General features: G+C 57.1%; 19 protein-coding genes and 1 pseudogene. 8 read left to right on the top strand and 12 right to left on the bottom strand.

Annotated features, from left to right (window positions below; translation table 11 throughout):
• A partial coding sequence (locus tag ACEN2J_RS01490; protein ID WP_442102681.1) for a transposase occupies positions 1–333 on the top strand: 333 nt, incomplete at its 5' end.
• Positions 334–409: 76 nt separating this feature from the next.
• On the opposite strand, the gene ACEN2J_RS01485 is transcribed toward ACEN2J_RS01490, so the two are convergent.
• The 6 genes and pseudogenes from ACEN2J_RS01485 to ACEN2J_RS01460 all read right to left on the bottom strand — a co-directional run bounded on the left by ACEN2J_RS01485 (position 410) and on the right by ACEN2J_RS01460 (position 3,402).
• Positions 410–658, bottom strand: a complete 249-nt coding sequence (locus tag ACEN2J_RS01485; protein WP_442102679.1) for a hypothetical protein — start codon at positions 656–658, stop codon at positions 410–412.
• Between the two features lie 39 nt (positions 659–697).
• Entirely contained in the window at positions 698–1,558 is an 861-nt protein-coding gene (locus ACEN2J_RS01480; RefSeq protein ID WP_442102677.1) for a phage BR0599 family protein, read from the bottom strand.
• Positions 1,559–1,728: 170 nt separating this feature from the next.
• Positions 1,729–2,055 carry a transposase gene (locus tag ACEN2J_RS01475; protein WP_442102675.1) on the bottom strand — a complete coding sequence of 109 codons (327 nt, stop codon included), beginning with the start codon at positions 2,053–2,055 and terminating at the stop codon, positions 1,729–1,731.
• 122 nt (positions 2,056–2,177) lie between these two features.
• Positions 2,178–2,276, bottom strand: a pseudogene (locus ACEN2J_RS01470) (IS6 family transposase); the annotation flags it as partial.
• Between the two features lie 161 nt (positions 2,277–2,437).
• The gene (locus ACEN2J_RS01465) at positions 2,438–3,202 is read right to left on the bottom strand and encodes a hydroxypyruvate isomerase family protein (protein ID WP_442102673.1); all 765 of its coding nucleotides are present in this window, start codon (positions 3,200–3,202) and stop codon (positions 2,438–2,440) included.
• Positions 3,199–3,402: a hypothetical protein gene (locus ACEN2J_RS01460; protein WP_442102671.1), complete on the bottom strand. Its 204-nt coding sequence runs from the start codon at positions 3,400–3,402 to the stop codon at positions 3,199–3,201. Before ACEN2J_RS01460 ends, ACEN2J_RS01465 begins: the two co-directional genes overlap by 4 nt.
• A 309-nt stretch (positions 3,403–3,711) precedes the next feature.
• Here ACEN2J_RS01460 and ACEN2J_RS01455 point away from each other — a divergent pair, with 309 nt between their 5' ends.
• Positions 3,712–4,686, top strand: coding sequence for an MBL fold metallo-hydrolase (locus ACEN2J_RS01455; protein ID WP_442102669.1), 975 nt, complete (start codon positions 3,712–3,714; stop codon positions 4,684–4,686).
• A 65-nt stretch (positions 4,687–4,751) separates the two neighbouring features.
• A complete protein-coding gene (locus tag ACEN2J_RS01450; RefSeq protein WP_442102667.1) occupies positions 4,752–5,669 on the top strand; it encodes an AraC family transcriptional regulator in 918 nt (305 codons plus the stop codon).
• Positions 5,670–5,787: 118 nt separating this feature from the next.
• Here ACEN2J_RS01450 and tcuB read toward each other — a convergent pair whose 3' ends face one another.
• Genes tcuB through ACEN2J_RS01435 form a run of 3 tightly spaced genes read right to left on the bottom strand, consistent with a single transcriptional unit; the run spans position 5,788 to position 8,940 of the window.
• On the bottom strand, positions 5,788–6,861 hold the full coding sequence (gene tcuB / locus ACEN2J_RS01445) for a tricarballylate utilization 4Fe-4S protein TcuB (protein ID WP_442102665.1): 1,074 nt from the start codon (positions 6,859–6,861) through the stop codon (positions 5,788–5,790).
• On the bottom strand, positions 6,851–8,257 hold the full coding sequence (gene tcuA, locus ACEN2J_RS01440; RefSeq protein ID WP_442102663.1) for an FAD-dependent tricarballylate dehydrogenase TcuA: 1,407 nt from the start codon (positions 8,255–8,257) through the stop codon (positions 6,851–6,853). Before tcuA ends, tcuB begins: the two co-directional genes overlap by 11 nt.
• A 2-nt stretch (positions 8,258–8,259) precedes the next feature.
• Complete coding sequence (locus ACEN2J_RS01435) at positions 8,260–8,940, bottom strand: GntR family transcriptional regulator (protein WP_442102662.1); 681 nt, start codon at positions 8,938–8,940, stop codon at positions 8,260–8,262.
• A 91-nt stretch (positions 8,941–9,031) separates the two neighbouring features.
• On the opposite strand from ACEN2J_RS01435, the gene ACEN2J_RS01430 reads away from it, so the two are divergent.
• A complete protein-coding gene (locus ACEN2J_RS01430) occupies positions 9,032–10,066 on the top strand; it encodes an AbrB family transcriptional regulator (RefSeq protein WP_442102661.1) in 1,035 nt (344 codons plus the stop codon).
• Positions 10,067–10,106: 40 nt separating this feature from the next.
• Here ACEN2J_RS01430 and ACEN2J_RS01425 read toward each other — a convergent pair whose 3' ends face one another.
• The 3 genes from ACEN2J_RS01425 to ACEN2J_RS01415 all read right to left on the bottom strand — a co-directional run bounded on the left by ACEN2J_RS01425 (position 10,107) and on the right by ACEN2J_RS01415 (position 14,429).
• Complete coding sequence (locus tag ACEN2J_RS01425; RefSeq protein ID WP_442102659.1) at positions 10,107–11,198, bottom strand: 4-oxalomesaconate tautomerase; 1,092 nt, start codon at positions 11,196–11,198, stop codon at positions 10,107–10,109.
• A 13-nt stretch (positions 11,199–11,211) separates the two neighbouring features.
• Positions 11,212–13,191 (bottom strand): tripartite tricarboxylate transporter permease, encoded by a 1,980-nt coding sequence (locus ACEN2J_RS01420; RefSeq protein ID WP_442102657.1) that lies wholly within the window; start codon positions 13,189–13,191, stop codon positions 11,212–11,214.
• A gap of 128 nt (positions 13,192–13,319) precedes the next feature.
• A complete protein-coding gene (locus ACEN2J_RS01415) occupies positions 13,320–14,429 on the bottom strand; it encodes a Bug family tripartite tricarboxylate transporter substrate binding protein (protein ID WP_442102656.1) in 1,110 nt (369 codons plus the stop codon).
• Between the two features lie 163 nt (positions 14,430–14,592).
• Between ACEN2J_RS01415 and ACEN2J_RS01410 the strand changes: the two genes are divergently transcribed.
• The 4 genes from ACEN2J_RS01410 (at position 14,593) to ACEN2J_RS01395 (ending at position 18,373) form a co-directional block, all read left to right on the top strand.
• Positions 14,593–15,264 carry a response regulator transcription factor gene (locus tag ACEN2J_RS01410; RefSeq protein WP_442102654.1) on the top strand — a complete coding sequence of 224 codons (672 nt, stop codon included), beginning with the start codon at positions 14,593–14,595 and terminating at the stop codon, positions 15,262–15,264.
• Positions 15,261–16,637, top strand: a complete 1,377-nt coding sequence (locus ACEN2J_RS01405) for a sensor histidine kinase N-terminal domain-containing protein (protein WP_442102652.1) — start codon at positions 15,261–15,263, stop codon at positions 16,635–16,637. Before ACEN2J_RS01410 ends, ACEN2J_RS01405 begins: the two co-directional genes overlap by 4 nt.
• A 437-nt stretch (positions 16,638–17,074) precedes the next feature.
• Positions 17,075–17,956 (top strand): fumarylacetoacetate hydrolase family protein, encoded by an 882-nt coding sequence (locus ACEN2J_RS01400; protein WP_442102650.1) that lies wholly within the window; start codon positions 17,075–17,077, stop codon positions 17,954–17,956.
• Between the two features lie 15 nt (positions 17,957–17,971).
• A complete protein-coding gene (locus ACEN2J_RS01395; RefSeq protein ID WP_442102648.1) occupies positions 17,972–18,373 on the top strand; it encodes a nuclear transport factor 2 family protein in 402 nt (133 codons plus the stop codon).
• Positions 18,374–18,379: the final 6 nt, after the last annotated feature.

Genomic DNA, 18,379 nt, shown 5'->3' with positions numbered 1-18,379 from the left:
ACCATCGCTGACAGCGAAGCGCGGCCCATAATCCACAGCGATCGCGGAGGCCACTATCGCTGGCCTGGCTGGCTGGAACGTATCGACGCAGCAAAGCTCGTTCGTTCGATGTCACGAAAGGCGAGCTCGCAAGACAATGCCGCATGCGAAGGCTTCTTCGGGCGCCTGAAGACTGAGTTCTTCTATCCTCGTGATTGGCGGGCCCTCACCGCAGCCCAGTTTATTGACGAGGTTGACGCCTACATCCGCTGGTATAACGAAACACGTATCAAGATGTCTCTTGGCGGTCGAAGCCCAATCGAATACCGTAAAAGCCTAGGACTTATGACGTAAAAACAGTCCAAGTTTTTGTCCGCATCCCCGCCGGGTCAGTTCTCAGTGACAATTAACACTTGGAGGATTACGCGCGTCACTTCTTACCGCCTTTCTTCTTGATGGGAACGACCCGGAGGTCACCGGCCCAGACCACGTTGGGGCCGGTGATCAGCATGGTGCCGAAGACAACCGGGATGGGCCGGCCCGCCTCGGCGGTGGGTAGGCTGAAATCGTCGAGACCCGCGGCCTGGGGCTTCTCGACTTTGGGTTTTGGGCTCAACGCATAGGAAATTGCAGACAGCACGAGCCCGAGAACGAGCCGCGCGATAAAGGTCCAGACCATATGGGAGTGCCGTTTGCTGTTTGGGGACGCGGGAGTGCGTCAGACGATGGAACTGCCGCCAAAGGGATTGCGGCCCGGGATCTCGGGGAAGCCCCCGAAGTTCAGGACATTGCCGAATTTTGTGGCACAGGTGGCAGCACGCAGATCACATCCTGGGGCGATGTCGGCGAGCAGGGGCAGCGGCGCGCCTGTGACGGGATCAATCTCGGGGGCGGCGAGGGCTGCGGCCAGATCTGGCATTGGCCGTGATAGGGTCAGAGCCGCCCCGGCATGCCCCGTGATAAACCCAAGCTGGGTGCCAAACCGCAGCACACCACCGCGAAACCAGCCATCGGGCTGGCTCGCAGCCTCTGGGATTGTCACCGCAGTACCGGAGGCCGCAGTCACTGTTCCGGTTTGCCAGTGCAGTGCAATATCGAGCCCGCAGCCGCGGCCGTAAAGTGCATGGCGGCAGAGGCGCTGATACTTTGCCCGCACGCCTGCGCGGCGCAGGGTGCTGAAGACGGACTCGCAGTTGAGGAGGATCCGCACCCCCTCGACCTCGGCCCCGACCACACGGCCTTTCCAATGCGCGACGGTCTCGCCCAAGACCTGTTCGTGGCCGCGAAAAATGGTCAGTGTCACTGGCGTGTTCCCGAGCGGCGCCAAAAACCGCCGCGCAAAGGGCTGCGAGAGCGGCCATGTGAGCTCCAGCCGCCCTCGCTCGATCTCACTTGTTTGCACCACATCACCGTGGGCCACGGCAGCGGCTTGCCAGGTGATGATGTCGCCCCCCCTGCCTGCGCTGAGCCAATCCTCGGGCCTGCTGGTGAAGCGCCAGACCTGTTCCCCCTCGACGAACTGGTAGAGGAAATACGGGCGGCCCTCGGCGGCTGAGGCCTCGATGGTGGCGTAGCTCATGATGGGGGTGTTTCCCTCATTGGGGCAGGCGAACCGGTTGCACCCTCGACCAGATTGGCGGTGCATGACAGGGCAACATGGCCGGTGCAGGCGCGGGTTGCCGGTCGCTGCGGTGGCTTTGGGGGTGTTTGGGTGGAAGGGCGGGAGCGAGCCTTCGCTGCGGTGATGACCTAGGCAACCTGCGCCGGACGAAGTGAGCCGGGCTCAGCCGATACGCCGTTCATTCGCGCGGAAGCGCCAGAAACCTTCATTGCAGGCCCATCAATCTCGACGGGAAGGAAAATGCCCTCAAGCTCAATACTCTCCTCCGGAGAGAGTGCGCGCTCTGGCGGCGCAAATCGGGGATCCTTCAGCCATTTGAAAATCAGGTTCGCGTTCATCGAATAGCGCCGTGCAACCTGTGCAACTGAAACGCCCGGTGCCAGCGTCTGCTCGCAAATCGTGCGCTTCTCGACGTCAGACCAGACCCGCTTCTTCAACCCCTTCTTCCCCGCCATCACCAACCTCAAGATGTCCACTATCCATGGTGGACACTATCACCCACTCCATCACGCAGGCAGGGCAGTCAGACCGGACGGATACTTTGCAAATACGCTGACAGGCAACGCAACATCGCGCGGCTCAGGGCAAACCGATGGTACGCCCAAACGGCATAGGGGATGATGGACCGAGGCAACCGGAAGCCTTTCAGGCGAGGCTGTGAAACTTTGCTGATGATGAGAGATGGCTATGCGTGCAGCCTGGGCGCGTCAATAACCTGATAAAGCCTCCAGATGCCACTTGTCGTTTGGGGGCGGCCGATCTCGGCGGATGCAGGTTGCAAAATGCGTCCAAGCCGATTGGGCAATGCACAAAGTTCTGTTTCTCTAATTGGGAGATTCACATCCTTGCGCGTGAGAACCAGCCAAGCGTCTCATCTGTCGGCCCATTGGGTTTATATTCTGCCCCGATTGGGGCGCCCCAACCTGTCTTTACAATTTCCGCAAAGACATGGGCGTAATTTATTTCTCCATGATCCGGTGCGCCGCGATCTGGAACCGAGGCAATCTGAATATGCCCGATGAGGGGTCGCAGATCATGAAGACGGTACGTGAGATCACCTTCCATCAATTGCACATGATAGCAATCGAACATCAGGCGCAGGTTGGTGGCGTCCACAGCGTCGATGATGGTTTTCGCCTGCGTGGTGGTTGTCAGGAAATAGCCCGGCGCATCATAGTGATTTAGCGGTTCTATCAAGATTGTGATATTGTGATTTGCGGCCTGTGCGCATGCATAGCGCAGGTTGGCCAGAAAAGTATTGTGCGCTACAGAACCCGAGGCGAAACCGGCCATCACATGAACGTTTTCAGCCTTGATTGCAACGGCATAGGTCAGAGCTTCGTCGATCGCGGCGCGTGCGTCGGCTTCACGCCCAGGCAAGGCTGCTAGCCCGTTTTCACCCCCGTTCACGTCACCACGGCGCGTATTAAGGCCGAGCATGGACAGGCCCGTTTCTGCCAAGGCATCGGCGACCTCATTTGGCGGTGTGTCATAAGGCCAATGGCATTCAACCGCGTCGAAGCCCGCCGCTTTAGCTGCCACAATGGCCTTTGGTAACGAAAGCTCCGACCATAGAAACCCAAGGTTCGCTGAAAACTTCATACATCCCACTCCACATCGAATTTGGTAATCAGGGACTGCACTTGGGTTCCTGTCAGACCGCGAGGGTTCAGCCCCCAGGTCAACAGGGCCAGCCGCGCAGTATCCTCAAAGATGGGTGTCGGGGCGAGGACGAGGGCGCGCATGAAAGTGCTGTTGTGTTCTATATTTGCAGACGATGCGTTGGGACCGTGAATCATCATAGACTCGCTGCTGTATCGACCTTGTTTAACGATACGTCTTCATCCCCGAAGTCTCTGATAAAGCTTTGGATGAATTCGTCTAGGTGAATATTCACAGATTATATCATGACACTGCAACCGTAATGACTGGGCGGGTCAGGGCTCAGCGACAATGAACAAGCACTGATCCACACTCCACACCGCAGCCCATAAAATCAATAAATTGACAAATTTTGTACGATAAGTATTAAGAGTTGGACGTTGCACCATTATTCGTCCATTATAATCATCATATATGTTTTTCATGAAAACGCAGTTCAGGAGAAACACATGTCGTACCTCACAGTCAACCGCCGCAAAGCTTTGCTTGGTGGTGCCCTTCTTGCAGCAGCTCCGGCTTTGCTGGCGGGAACAACCGCCGCCCGCGCTGGCGGCACCGACCTACCAATGCGGGCCGTCGCACGATTTTCGCTGGGCGATATGCGCCTGACGGTCATTGATGATCTGTTGTTCACAGTTCCAACGGCCATTTTCGGCGCAAACCAGCCCGCGGGCAGCGTAGACAAACTGTTCGCCAAATACGGCCTGCCACAGGAATTTGCCAACATGCAGGCGCAGGTTTTGCTTGTGGAAACGGGCGATGCCAAAGTTCTTATTGATACGGGCATGGGCGACATCACCTTGCCTGATTCGACCCCTGACAATGGCCGTCTGTTCGCGGGGCTCAAGGCCGTTGGTGTTGCGCCAGAAGACATCACGCATGTTTTCCTGACGCATGGCCACTATGACCACCTTGGTGGCGTGTCGCAAAATGGCAAGCCGTGTTTCCCCAATGCCGCACACTTCATGCCCGAAAGCGAGCTGGCCTATTGGACAGCAGCCCCCGGCACCGAAGCGAACTTTGAAAACCTGATGATCGGTTATGCCAATGACAAATTGGCGCCCGTCAAAGACATGATTAAAACCGTTAAGGACGGCGATGAAATTGTACCCGGCATCACGGCAATCGCGGCACCCGGCCACACACTTGGCCACATGGCGGTTATGCTGACCAGCGGAGACGAGTCTCTGCTGCACATGATCGACACCTCGGTCCACTACATCGTTGGCACGAATGAACCAACTTGGGCCTTGGGCATCGAACATGACCCCGAAGCCGCTGTCGCCACGCGCCGCAAGCTGTTTGGTCGCGCGGTTGAGGAAAATCTTTTGGTGGCGGGCTACCACTTTCCATTCCCGGGGATCGGGCGCATGTCGCAGAAAGAGGACGGCACCTACCTCTACACCCCCGTATCGGTAGCATAAAAATCTGCGGCCCCTGTTGAAGTTTGCAACACGGGGCCGCATTCTATGCCCAAAGGATATGCCCGATGGACCCGCTTAGCGACATTCTGGAATTGGTGGGGGTGCAAAGCTCTATCTATTTCCAAAAGGATTTTTGTGGGCCGTGGAAAATGTCGGTCGACAACACAGGCTTTGCGCAGTTTCACTTTGTGATCAGGGGCGGCGCCATAGTTGACTCGGACGGAGCGCAATCGCTGTTATCGGCAGGCGATATTGTGCTGTTCCCCAAGGGCGCGACCCATACGATTGGCGACCATCCGGCCAGCATCGCCACGCCCGGCACCGAGGTGATTGCAGGCCTGCAAAACGGGGCCGAGCCTTTCATTCAGGGGCCATTAGCCACGACGATGGTCTGTGGCCACTTTGAATATGATCTTTCGCACCCGCACCCGATGATCCGGCATTTGCCGAACCAGATCATTTTGCGCACGAATGATCTGCCGATGGGGAACTTGCTGCTTGGATTGCTGCCCCTCATCGTGCGCGAAACGAAAAACAGCGCACAAGGCAGCCGCGTTGTTATCCAGCACCTGTCATATGCGCTTTTCACGTCGATTTTGCGCGCTTATTTTGAAACCACGGATGCAGATGTCGGGCCCTATGCCGGTTTGCGGGATGCACGCATTTTAACGGCGCTCTCGGCCATCCACGAACCACAAGGATGGTCCTATAGCCTTGTCGATCTTGCGCAAAAGGTTGGCATGTCCCGCTCTTCGTTTGCTGCAACATTTAAATCACTGATGGGCCAATCGCCTGGTGACTATGCGGTAAACTGGAAATTGCTAAAGGCAAAACAAACGCTTGAGACAACGCAAAAAACGATTGAACAAGTCGCATATGACTATGGCTATTCAACAGCAAGCGCGTTTACCCGCGCATTCCGCGAACATATTGGGGTGAATCCAAGCTTCGTGCGAACACCTGTTTTCAAGCGTGGCCCTTAAGCGTTTGTATCTTTGATGTAACCTTTTTGAGGCTTGGGATCGCCGCCCAACGGTGGATCATTTCTACTGTTACCTAAGGACCATGCAAAACTCTGCCCTAGGGGCAATTGGTCCAACCTCACGATTGGTGATCACGGGTTTTTTGGTTTTCCGATATGAGCGCCGTCAACCGATAGAAACCATGGACCATTTTGCTAAAAGGCAGCAGCAAAAAGAATGCCAGCACGCAACCAAGGTGAACAGCCAAAAGCAAAGGCACGGCTGCAGTGCCAGTTGCGCCATAAAGCGCAAGACCGGTGGCGCCAGTTGCCCCCAAAAGGGCGATGAAGGCCATTTCGCCGCCCCAGACCCGCACGGCACCTAGCTTTGGGTCTGCCTTGGTCTTTAGCCAACCCAGGCCAATGGTGCCGATGGTCAGCAACACGCCGCCTGGAATACCCAGCAACTTGGGCAGGCTGAACAATCCATAAGGGGCCTGCATGTCAAACATATAGTGCAGGATTGTACCGCTGGAGGTGGAGGCAAAGCACAATAGAAAGCCGTACATGACCGCCTGATGCAACCAACGCCGCGTGTCGGTATATCTGTCTTCATCCTCAAAGTTACAGCCTTGGCCTTGACCGCCGTTCAGGTTTTTCAGGTTGGCCGCAGCGCGAAAGCCGCCGATAACATCACGCCACGGCAAAGGCCCACCGTTGGTTTCGTGCCAATAGCGGCGCAAACTGAACCCGACAGACAGCAGCGGCAGCAAAAAGGCAGGCGCGAAAATCGCGACCAGCGCGCCATGGGCAAGGTAAGCATAGAACCCATCACCCGAAGCAGGGCGCAGCATTTGCGTCAACCCAAAGGCCACGGCAAAGGCAATTGCGACCACCACCGCTATCAAGACCCCGCTTTGATGGAAGCAGCGGGCAAGAGGCTGTGGCCATGCCAACCGTTCCCAGCTTTCTTGCCGCACTTCGGCCAAGGCGGCCGGAAAGTTCAGCGCAAATTCATGCGGCTCGGTGTATTGGCAGGAATAATAGCAGCCCCGACAGTTATGGCACAGGTTTGCCAGATGGCTGATATCACCATCGGCAAAGGCTTTTTGGCGAGTCAGCGCGGGAAAGACCGAGCAGAAACCTTCGCAATAGCGGCAGGCGTTGCAAATCTCGGTCTGGCGGCGGGCCTCTTGAATGGCATCAGTTGACATGTTTTGCGGCCTCCGCGCCTGCGATACGTCCAAATACGGTTCCGATTGTCATGCCAAAGCCTGCCAGATACCCTTGGCCAAGGATTGATCCGGCCATGATTTCGCCAGCGGCAAAGACGTTTCTAAGGGGGCCTTGCGGGGTGTGAACCTGCGCGCGGTCCGACACCTTCAGCCCAAGATAGGTAAAGGTCACGCCGGGGCGCAGCTGATAACCGTAATAGGGTGGTTTATTGATGGGCCGCGCCCAGTTAGTCTTGGCCGGTGTTAGCCCTTGGGTCGCCACACCATCGAGTTCGGTGGGGTGGAAATCGCCAGTCTGACAGGCCGCGTTAAATGCCTCCACAGTCTGTGACAGCTTTGCGCCGTCCAGCCCCATCTGCCGACTCAAATCTTCAATGCTGTCGGCCTTGATCGGTGGAAAGACCGAGGGCATGAACAGATCAATCGACTTGGAATCAATCACCGCATAGCCGACCTGATCGGGCTGCGCCGCAACCAAACGGCCCCAGATCGCATAGCGCTTTGGCCAGACATCTTCGCCTTCATCATAAAACCGCTCTGCATCTTTGTTCACGACGATGGAAAAGGGGACGCAATCCAACCGCGTCACGATCCCGCCGTCAAACTTTGGCGCGCGCCCGTCAATGGCAACCGCGTGGCATTGTGTCGGGTCGCCGACGCTATCGGCCCCTTGGTCCAGCATGTCGCGCAGCACGACGCCGCGATTATAGGGCGTTCCACGGATCAAGAAATTTGCCGCCGCTGGCCCCCAAGCCCGGGTCAGCCATTCCAAATCTGATTGAAACCCACCCGAGGCCAGCACAATCGCCCGCCCCTCTATCTTTTTCATCTGCCCGCCAATCCGCAGGTCAACATGGGTAAAACGGTCGCCGTCCAGATGCACATGCGTCACCTCGGCATCATAGGCGACAGACACGCCCAGATCTTCGGCAGTGTTATAATAGGCATTCACCAAGGCCTTGCCGCCACCAAGGAAAAACGCATTCGTGCGGCTTAACGACAATGTGCCCGACAGCGAGGGTTGAAAGCGAACACCATGCGCCTCCATCCACGGCAGGCATTCTTCAGAGTGACGTATCGCCATACGGGCCATAGGTTCATCGGTTTTGCCTTTGGTGACACGCATGAGGTCATCAAAATATTCATCCTCGCCGTAGCTATCGGTCAGCACAGAAAGCGGCCCTTGGTGCATACAGCGAAAGTTGCGGGTATGGCGGCTGTTGCCTCCGCGATAGGTTTTGGGGGCGGATTCAACGATCAGCGCCTTGGCACCAGCTTCGGCCGCTGTGATGGCCGCGCAAAGCGCCGCATTGCCGCCGCCGACCACAATGATATCCCAGATTTGTTCCAGCTCTAGCGGCTTTGCCCGTTTCATTCCTACAATTCCTCAATAGGGCGCTCTCGGCCACGCAAGGCACGCAGGCGTACCCTGTGGGCGGCTTCAATATGGCTGCGCATCGCGGCCTCGGCCCGCAAACCATCACGGTCCCGCAAAGCCGCCAAAATGCCTTCGTGCTCTGTCACCGCATCTTTGGCGCGAACCGGCTCGATCAATGTGGTTGGCCCAAGGATAAGCAGCGTTTTCTGCAAGGCGCTTACCGATTTGACGAGGTAGCGATTTTTGGCCGCATCCAGCAGCGTCATGTGAAATTGCCGGTTCAATTCATAGGCGGTGCGCGTGTCTGTTGTCGCCCCAAGATCTGCGTTTAGGGCGGCCAGCTCATCAAGCTCCAAGTCGGATGCCGCCCGCGCGGCAAGCCGGGCTGCAGTGCCTTCCAGCACTGTCCGCATCTCATACAGCTCCATGACTTCGGAGTAATCCAACACACGGATGGTCGCCCCTTGCCGCGGAATATGGGCAACAAGGCCGTCAGCCTCCAGCTGGCGAATGGCTTCGCGCACAGGGGTTCTGCTGATGCCAAAGCGATCGGCCAATTCGGTTTCGCGCAGACGCGCACCCGGAATAAGCGTGCCTGCGCGAATATCCTCTAAAAGCCGGCGATAAGCCCCATTTCCCTGTGGGCCGTCTTCTTCGGTGGTTGGTTCTGACGGGGGCATGAAAACTCCGGCTTGATATCTGTATTCAGATGTATACAGTTGGATGCAATATCAGTCAAGACTCTCTTGCAACTGGCACAAGGATCCTATGATGAAACCTTTTCGCTCACATCTGTTAACGGCAGGAATTGCTGCGCTGGGTGTTTTGGTGTTCTACCTGCTTGGCCTTCCGTTGCCGTTTTTGTTTGGGCCGATGGCCGCCTGCCTGATTGCGGCACTCGTCGGTGCCCCACTAAAGGGGTTGGGCCAAATTTCGGTTGCCGCCAGAACGATCCTTGGTGTTGCGGTGGGGGCCTCGATCACGCCAGACCTGCTGCACCAATTGCCGCTGATGGCGGCGTCGCTGGCACTGGTTCCGATTTATATCACTCTGATTGCGCTGGTCGGCGTTCCGTTCTTTACGCGGGTCTGCAAGTTTGATCCGGTAACTGCCTTTTACGCGGCGATGCCCGGTGGGTTGCAGGATATGGTCATCTTTGGGGCCGAGGCCGGCGGCAATGTGCGCATTCTGTCACTTGTCCATGCAACCCGCGTGCTTATCATCGTGACGATTGCCCCCATCTTGCTGACCCAGCTTTACGGTGTCGCCCTTAGCAACCCAATTGGCGCGCCTCTTACCTCTATTCCGTTGCAAGAGTTGGCCTTGATGGCGGCGGCGGCCCTGATCGGCTGGAAAGGGGGCGAGCGCGTTGGCCTGTTTGGTGCGTCAATCCTTGGGCCAATGATTGTTGCCGCAGTGTTCTCGCTTGCGGGCTTGATCCATATGCGGCCCCCGAAAGAAGCGATCCTCGCGGCGCAGTATTTCATCGGAATGGGGATCGGCGTTTACTATGTCGGCGTCACAATACGAGAGCTGCGCCAAGTGGTCTTGTCTGGCACGGCTTTTGTTATCTTGCTGGCCCTTTTGGCCGCAGGCTTCGCCGAGATTGTCATTCTGGCTGGTTTCGCCCCAAAAGTAGAGGCGTTTTTGGCCTATGCCCCCGGTGGGCAGGCCGAAATGACGGTGCTGGCAATTGTTGCCGGGGCGGATCTGGGGTTTGTGATTACCCATCACCTGACGCGGATCATTCTGGTTATTACCGGCGCGCCGCTTGCCGCAAAGTTCTTTGGTGCGGGCAAAACATAGGCGGCGACAGGGAGGAGAGGCCCCCTGCGCCGCCAAAGTTTCAGCGCCCTTGCCAAATCGTATTCGGTACAAACACCTCGCCCCTTGCCAACAGGCGTGCGGTGCGTAACAGACCTGCCGAGCGTAAGACAAACCCATCCGTGCCGTTTTCATAGTCAACCGTTACGTCGATGGTGCCAGAGGGGTGTTCAATCACCACAACCGCCGGTAGCCCTGCTGGTGGGTCAAACAGCCCCTCGGCCACGGTGCCGGGGGTCAACACGCAAGACGCAAGGCATTGCGACCCTGTCACCGCCATTGTGGGGTGGCAGTTTTTCGGCATAAAATACCGCGCAGTCACGGTGCCGCCTTGGCGCGGCGCGGCCAAAAGGCCGAATTTCGGTGTGACCGAACCTGAAACATCGCCCATCCCCATGCGTTTACCAGCCTCAATGCGGATCGGTTCCATCCGGTCATAAAAGGCGCGGTTTGCGTCCAGCTCTTCTGCGGATTCATAGCCGGTCAGCCCAAAATCACTGGCGCGTGCAATAACCATCGGCATGGCAACATCCATGCAGGTGACCTCGATGCCATCGATGGTATCACGCAGGTTGCCCGTGGGCAGCAGCGCGCCGCAGGTTGATCCGACCACATCCATAAAGTTCAAATAGATCGGTGCTGCCGTGCCGGGAACGCCGTCAATCGCGGCGGGCCCATCGTATTTAACTGTGCCGCCTGGGGTTTGCACCACCGCCTCAATCCGTGCACCGGTATTGGTTGATAAAACCCGTATCCGTGTTTCATCGCCAGAGGGGGCAACCAGCCCCATCTCTATTGCCGCAGGTCCGACCGCCGACAGGATGTTGCCGCAGGTCGGCTTGAAATCGACCGTCCGGTCCAAAACCGAGACTTGGGCAAAGAAATAATCCACGTCTGCCTCGGGGTCATCCGACACCGACAGCATAGCGACCTTGGTGGTTACAGCGGCCCCGCCCCCAAGGCCGTCAATGTTGAGGCCGTGACCAGACCCCAAGACCGCTAGTAAAACCTCGGCCAAGGTTGCGCGATCTTTGGGCAGATCGGCACGGTTGAAATATGGCCCACGCGATGTGCCGCCGCGAAAGAAGAGAAGCGGGATTGCGGTTTGTGTCATAGCGCAGCCCCCCTCAACGAATTGGCCACGGCAGGTCAAAGGCGTTTTGCAGCCAACCCGACGGGAAATTAAGGCTAAGCATGTAGGCAAGCCCAAGGATGAAAGCTGCCGCCGACGCTGTCATGATCAGGGTGCGCAGCCATGTCGCCTTGGCCCGAACGCGCAGGAAGGCAATGAAAAAGCCGATCATCGCGATGTAGAAGCCCACCAACGCCGTCGCCGCAACCAATCCGCCGATCCAGGCAGGCCCAGTCCAGAACCAGCCGTTGCCTTCACTGCCAACATGGTCGCCAACGATTTCATAATCGTAAAAGGCCGGATGGTCCGAATGCCCGCGCCACAGGTGAACCAGCAAGATCACCCCGAATACCGCGCCAACCACGCCGACCCCAAGCGGGAACACGCCGCCCAGCAGGCTTTGTCCAGCCGCATCCCACAAAGCCAAGCCAAAAAATACCATTGCCGCCAAAGCAAAGACGATCTGGATATTGCGGCTGCTGTGTGAGGTTACAACAGTCTCACCTTCGGCCCCCACATCATCAATGCGGTTCTTCAACCCGAAATACACCGACAGCAAGGTCATCGCGCCGATGATCAGCACGCCGGGGCGAAGCAGGAAGCCCCAGCCATTGAATTGCAGCGCTTGGTAAAAGAACGTCTCGGCTTGCGGTGCCAGAACAAAGCCGATCAGTAGGGCAGGGCGTGGCCAGCCGAAACGTTTCATCAAGATGCCGACCAGCCCGATGCCCAGCAGCGCCACCAAATCCGCCAAGTCCCGCGTTGCTTGGAAGGCCGCAAAGCAGATCAGCGCGATCATGCAGGGCGCAAGGTAGTGAAACGGAATGCGTGTCAGGTTGGAAATCGGTTGCGCCAGCATCATGCAGATGCCCGCACCCATGATATTGGCAAGCGCCAGTGACCAGATGATCGAATAGGTGATGTTCAGGTCAGCCCCCACCATCGACGGCCCCGGTTCAATCCCGATCAGGACCATACCGCCAAGGAACACAGCCATAGAGCCAGACCCCGGAATTCCGAACAACATTGTGGGCAACAGCGCACCGCCTTGCATCGCGTTATTGGCGCTTTCGGGCGCGATCACGCCGCGAATGTCACCCTTGCCGAAATGCGGATTGTCTTTGGTGGTTTGCACAGCGTGACCGTAGGCGATCCAATCCACGACCGAGCCGCCTAGCCCCGGAATAGCCCCGATAAGGCAGCCAAAGCCGGAACAACGGATGGACAGGAACAGGTTGGCCCACCAATCGCGCAAGCCTTGCATCCAACCGCTTCCAAGGGCGTTGCCTTCGGCGATAGAGCTGTTCTTGCGCAGCAGGTCCGAAATTTCAGGGATGGCGAACAGGCCAAGGCCGATAATCACCAGCGGGATACCGTCATAAAGATATTCCGTGCCAAAAATCATCCGGAACTCGCCTGTTGCAGGCGCGGCCCCGATAGAGCCGATCAACAAGCCGATTGCAGCAGCGGCAAGCCCTTTGGGCAGGCTGCGCCCCGCCAGAACCGCAACCATCGACAGGCCGAACAGCGCCAGCATGAACAGTTCGGCCGAGCCAAACATCAAAATCAACGGCCGTGCGATCAACACAAAGCCTGTTAGGATAACGGCACCAACAATCCCGCCAAACAATGACGAAATAAAAGCCGCCGATAATGCCCGCGCAGCTTGGCCCTGTTTGGCAAGCGGAAAGCCATCCAGAACCGTAGCTTGGCTGGCGCTTGACCCCGGAATCCCCATCAAAACCGAGGCAAACGTGTCAGAGGTTGGAATAACCGCGACAAGCCCGATCAACATGCCTAGGGCCGAAATCGGGTCCATCCCGTATAGAAATGGCACCAAAAGAGACAGGCCCGCGATCCCGCCAAGGCCGGGAATAACGCCAATAACCAGCCCGACAGAAACGCCAAGCAACATATAGGCCAAATGCTGAAACGTCATCAGCGCGGCCAACGCAGAGAGAAGGGTGTCGATCATGGCATAACTCCTCCGCCCTCTAAAAAAGAGGTGCGATTTGGGGATAATTCAGGTTGGGGAACGGGCGCGGTGCGCCAAAATGGCAAAAGGCGCAGGCCGTCAGCGGGCCTGCGCCTTAAAGCGCGATGTTACTCTTCGCCCAGCTTTACGCCGTAATCGGCAGCCAGCATATCAACGACCTGCTTGCGCAACTCGGGTGTTATGACGGTGCCTTTTTTGAACAACGCATCAGCGGCCTTGCCTGTCACCTGCTCATAAGTTCCCAGAACGGCTTCTTTATTGGCATGATAATCGGGGTCTTCTTTCATCGCGATGATCGCCGCCTGATAGGCATCGACAATCTCTTGCGCGGTGTCTTTGGGAAGGAATACCATTTTTTGCGCCGGGAACCCTGCGGTGAAGAAGGCGAAATAGGCGTCATACTCTGGCCCAGACGGCGCGTTGCCCGTCATGGTTTTGTAGGCCTCGCCAAAATCGGGCAGATCCGGGAACGTCGGGTCGCGCATCAGATTGCCGTCTTCGTCCAGCACACCCCAGCTAAACAACGGAACAGCGGTTCCTGCATCAACCAAGGGCTGGACGTTTTTGATGTAGGCAGACGAGGTTTGGTAATCGATATTCGTCTCGCCACGCTCAAACGCCAAACGACCATCGCCGCGGCCTTTGAACCCAAACACGTGCTGCACATCTAGGCCCATCTGTTTGAAGCCAAGCAACGGAACAAGATCAAGGGACGTGGCGCCTTGGCTGGCATAGATCAGCTTTTGGCCAACCAGTTTGCCAATTTCTTCTGGCTTGGTCACGCCGGTTGAGGGCGACGTATACACTACACCGCCGGTGGGCGAGGCCATAACGATCTTCCAGTCGGCGTATTCATAGCGCACACGCGGATCGCCAAGAAGGTATGGGAACTGCGTCGACCCCGATGTGCCCAGAATGGTCAAACCATCTGGCTTGGCACGCGCCGCAAACAGGTTGGAGCCTTTGGTCGAGCCGCCACCCGGCTCGTTCACCACAACAACCGTCGGGTTGCCGGGTAGGTATTTGCCAAGCAAAGGTGCGTTAAAGCGCGCCCAAGTGTCAGAACCGCCGCCAGCCGAAAACGGGATAATCCATTCGATTGTTTTGCCTTTAAACGAGACTTCTGCTGCGGCTGGGCCTGCAAGGCTAACGGCTGCTGCGGCACCAAGCGCCAAACCAAGCGCGCCACGGCGCGTGGTGGTGAAAATTCCTGACATATATGGTCCTCCCTGACCGAATTCTTCCGAGCAGGCCAAATGCAAAACGCATCCGTCCCCCTCAGTTTCAGTTTATCTGCCGCAATTTGACCCTCCCGGTCTTACGGCTTGATAACATGCCTTATAAAGGTGCATCCTGTCTAAAACCTGTCAGGCCCATCTTATGCGCATTGTCCTTGTCGAAGATCATCAAAGCCTCGCACGGGGGATACGGAATGCGCTGCAAGATCAAGGGCATGCCGTCGACTGGCTTGCCGATGGGGAAGACGCGGTAGCGTTTTTGTCAGCCGAGGGAGCCGATTTGGCGATCATCGATGTAAACTTGCCGGGGATGTCGGGATTCGAAATCGTCCGCCGCATCCGTAGCGTTGGCAAGGTGATTCCCGTGATCATGTTGACCGCGCGGGGCGAGCTTTCCGACCGCATAGAGGGGCTGGATGCGGGTGCCGATGACTATTTGGTCAAGCCTTTTGAAATGATGGAACTGACGGCCCGTATCCGTGCCCTCGCCCGCCGCAGGCCGGACTTTCAAAAAGGAACCGTTCGCATCGGCGCGCTTGAATTTGATCGCGCAGCGCGCCAAGTGTCTGGCCCCAGTGGCGTGATTGACCTGCCCCGCCGCGAATTGGCACTTTTTGAGTGCCTGTTGGATCATACAGGGCGCATTGTTTCAAAAGACCGGATCGCAGACACTCTTTATGGGGTGGGTTCAGATGTTGAGCCCAATGCCGTTGAATTGCTGATCTCACGTTTGCGCCGCAAGTTGGCGGGCGCCGGCGTGACGATACGGACAGCAAGAGGCCTTGGCTATCTGATGGATGACGAGGCTACATGAAGCATTGGTCCTTACGCAGTCGCCTGTTTGTTTTGATTATCCTGCCGCTTATCTTTGTGGCCTGCGGTGCGGCAGCGGTGCGCTATATCATGGCAGAGCGCATGTCGCAGCGGCTATACGACAATACGCTGCTGACCGTCGCTCTGACAATCTCACGCGATGTGGTGCTTAGCGAAGGCGATGTTTTAACCGAAAAGCTGCTCGACTCTCTGACCAGCGCCTTGGGCGATCCGGTTTATTACCGGATTGAGGGCCCCGAGGGGCGATTTATCACCGGCTATTCCGATGCACCGCCCTTGCCTGAGGATACCGAAGTGTTATCGGGCGTACCGTATTTTTATGACTCGGTAAATTTTGGCAGCCGCGTCAGGGTGGTCACACTGCGCGAATTCATTGCCGAGCCGCAATTTGGCGGCTGGGTCACTGTTGACGTGTGGCAAACGGTCAATCAGCGTGACGCATTCAGCCTGCAACTCTTGATCCAATCTATCACAATCATGGCCGTCGTGATTATGGCGGCGGCGCTGTTGGTCTGGTTCAGCATCAACCTTGGGCTGCGTCCGCTATTGCAACTGCGAGAGGCGGTGGCCCTGCGTTCACCCGATGATTTGCGCCCGATCCGACGTAAAGTGCCCAAGGAGGTTCGCAATCTGGTTGGTACAATGAACGCCTTGTTTGAACGGCTTGCCGAGGCTTTTGCGCTGCGCAACGCTTTTATTTCGGACGCGGCCCATCAATTGCGCAACCCGATCGCCGCCATTCAGGCCCAAGCCGAAGCGGCGACGACAGCCCCTGATGAGCCCACTTTGCGCCGCAGGGTGGCAGAGCTTGCCGAAACAGCCCGCAATACCGGCCGCCTGACACAACAGCTTTTGTCGATGGAAAAGGCGCAGGGTCGCAAAAGCCAGGCCGCGCGGTCAGAGGTCGATCTTGTTGGCCTGTTGAAAGGCCTGTGCCAGTCCTTTGCCGAAATGCATTTGCGCAAAGGCTGTGATATTTCCTTTGAACGTGTTGGCACCCCTACGCCGGTCTGGATTGACCAGATTATGGTGGGTGAAGCGATCGAGAACCTTTTGGACAATGCTGTCCGCTATGGCTGCATTGATGGCGGAGAGATCGTGGTGCGACTGACCTTTGCGCAAGATCGTGCCATAATACGGGTTCAGGATAACGGCCCCGGCGTGCCAGTCGAGGCGCGAGGCCGGCTTTTTGATAGGTTCTTCCGTGGCCAAGATGACGCCTCGGGCGGCTGCGGGCTTGGGCTTGCAATCATAAAGGATGTGGCGCTGGCCCATGCAGGCCAAGTGCGGCTTGCGGAAAGTGAAACTGGCGCAGCCTTTGAATTCCAGATTCCGGTGATGGCAAGTCAATAGCCCTGCGTTAAACGCTTGCCCCGCGCCATGCTGGCCTTGTGAAATGGGTTCAATCGGGTCTGCTGCCGCACATTTGGCTGGGCGAAATTCGACGCATGCGAGGGGCGGGACCGACCAATCCAAGTGCCCGCTGAAAGTTTGTGACGCCAAAAGCCGATGATTTTGGTCTTCGTTTGTCGGGTCAAGGGGCGTCTGGTGAATGTCAGTGTTGAAAAATGTACAATAAAACAAACCTTTGGGTTCGTTCTGTTGGCATTTCGGCGCGCGGCTCCATACAAAATCTAGGCTGCGCCCGAGATTTCGGCACACATATTTTATCGACCAAATTGCTTGACGTACGTTTTTACCGATCATATGGTGCCTTTAACGGCGCTCATAATGAAAGGCTGCCAAGTCTATCCGTGGTGTTAACGCTGCGGGGGACGGCAAAGAGATAAATGAAATTTGTATCATTCCTAACCAATTCCAAAGAGTGCCTCGGCTGGGTGCAAGAAGACGGACAGACCGTGCGTGTTGTCGGTTCGACGCAGGCCGATCTGCCGCAAACGATGTCGGATGTCATCGCGGGCGGCGATGCGGCGTTAGAGAAAATCAGACAGGCCAAAGGCGATCTGCCGGTTCGGGTGCTGGATGAGTTGCGGCTTTTGCCGCCATTGACGCGGCCTCGCGGGATTTTCTGCGTTGGGCTGAACTACGCGGAACACGAACGCGAAGCCCCCGTTGCGGGAACGGATTTCCCGACAATCTTTCTTCGGATGGCGCGCAATCAAATTGCGGACGGTGCCCCGATGATCCGCCCCACGCAAAGCGATACGCTGGATTGGGAGGGCGAGTTGGTTGCCGTGATCGGTAAGGCCGGACGTCATATCGCGCCAGAAAATGCCTTCGATCATATCTTCGGCTACTCGATCTATAACGAGGCGTCGGTGCGCGGGTTCCAACACCATTCAACGCAATTCGGGATGGGCAAGAATTTTGAAGGCACGGGCGCGTTTGGTCCCTGTATCATCACAGCGGAGGCCTTTGGCGACCCCTATGCGCAGCGGATCGAGACGCGGCTTGATGGCGAGATCGTGCAGTCGGCACAGATTGGGACGATGACGCACCGGATCGAGGATGTGATCGCCTATATCTCTTCGGCCACCACGCTTTTGCCCGGCGATATTATTTGCACTGGCACGCCAAGCGGCGTTGGTGCGGCGCGCAAACCGCAGCGGTTTATGCAGCCGGGCGAGACAGTTGAAGTCTCGATCTCGGGCATCGGCACATTGCGCAATACGGTTCAAGCCGAAGACCTCGGCCACAAAAAATCAACTTGAAATCGAGGACGTAAAATGAGTGACCATGATGATCTGATCGCGCTTGAGCAAAAGCGCTGTGCGGCGATTGCCGAAGGCGACCTGGCCCTGCTGTCGACGATGCTGCGCGATGACTATCTCCATGTGTACGGCGGTGGGTTGAGCAGCGGCAAGGACGCCTGGATCGACCATATTTCCGAAGTTCCGCGTATCCCCGAGCGGGTTGATTTGGCGGTGCGTGTCTATGGTGATACGGCGGTTCTGACCGGAAAGCTGATCAACCGGATCCGCCCGAACGCAAATGCGCAGCCTGCCGAGGCCATTGGAAAACGCGTGCCAATCAAGGAAGATGTTCAGGCTTTTGCCACGCAGGTTGCGGTGCGCGAAGATGGGCAATGGCGGTTTTGTTCATTCCAGATGACCCGCTGCGTCGACTAGCCCTGA

Source organism: Pseudorhodobacter sp. W20_MBD10_FR17 (assembly GCF_052119765.1).
Lineage (GTDB): Bacteria > Pseudomonadota > Alphaproteobacteria > Rhodobacterales > Rhodobacteraceae > Pseudorhodobacter.
Note: the sequence above shows the minus strand (reverse complement) of the source record. Positions and strands in the feature narration are given on the sequence as shown.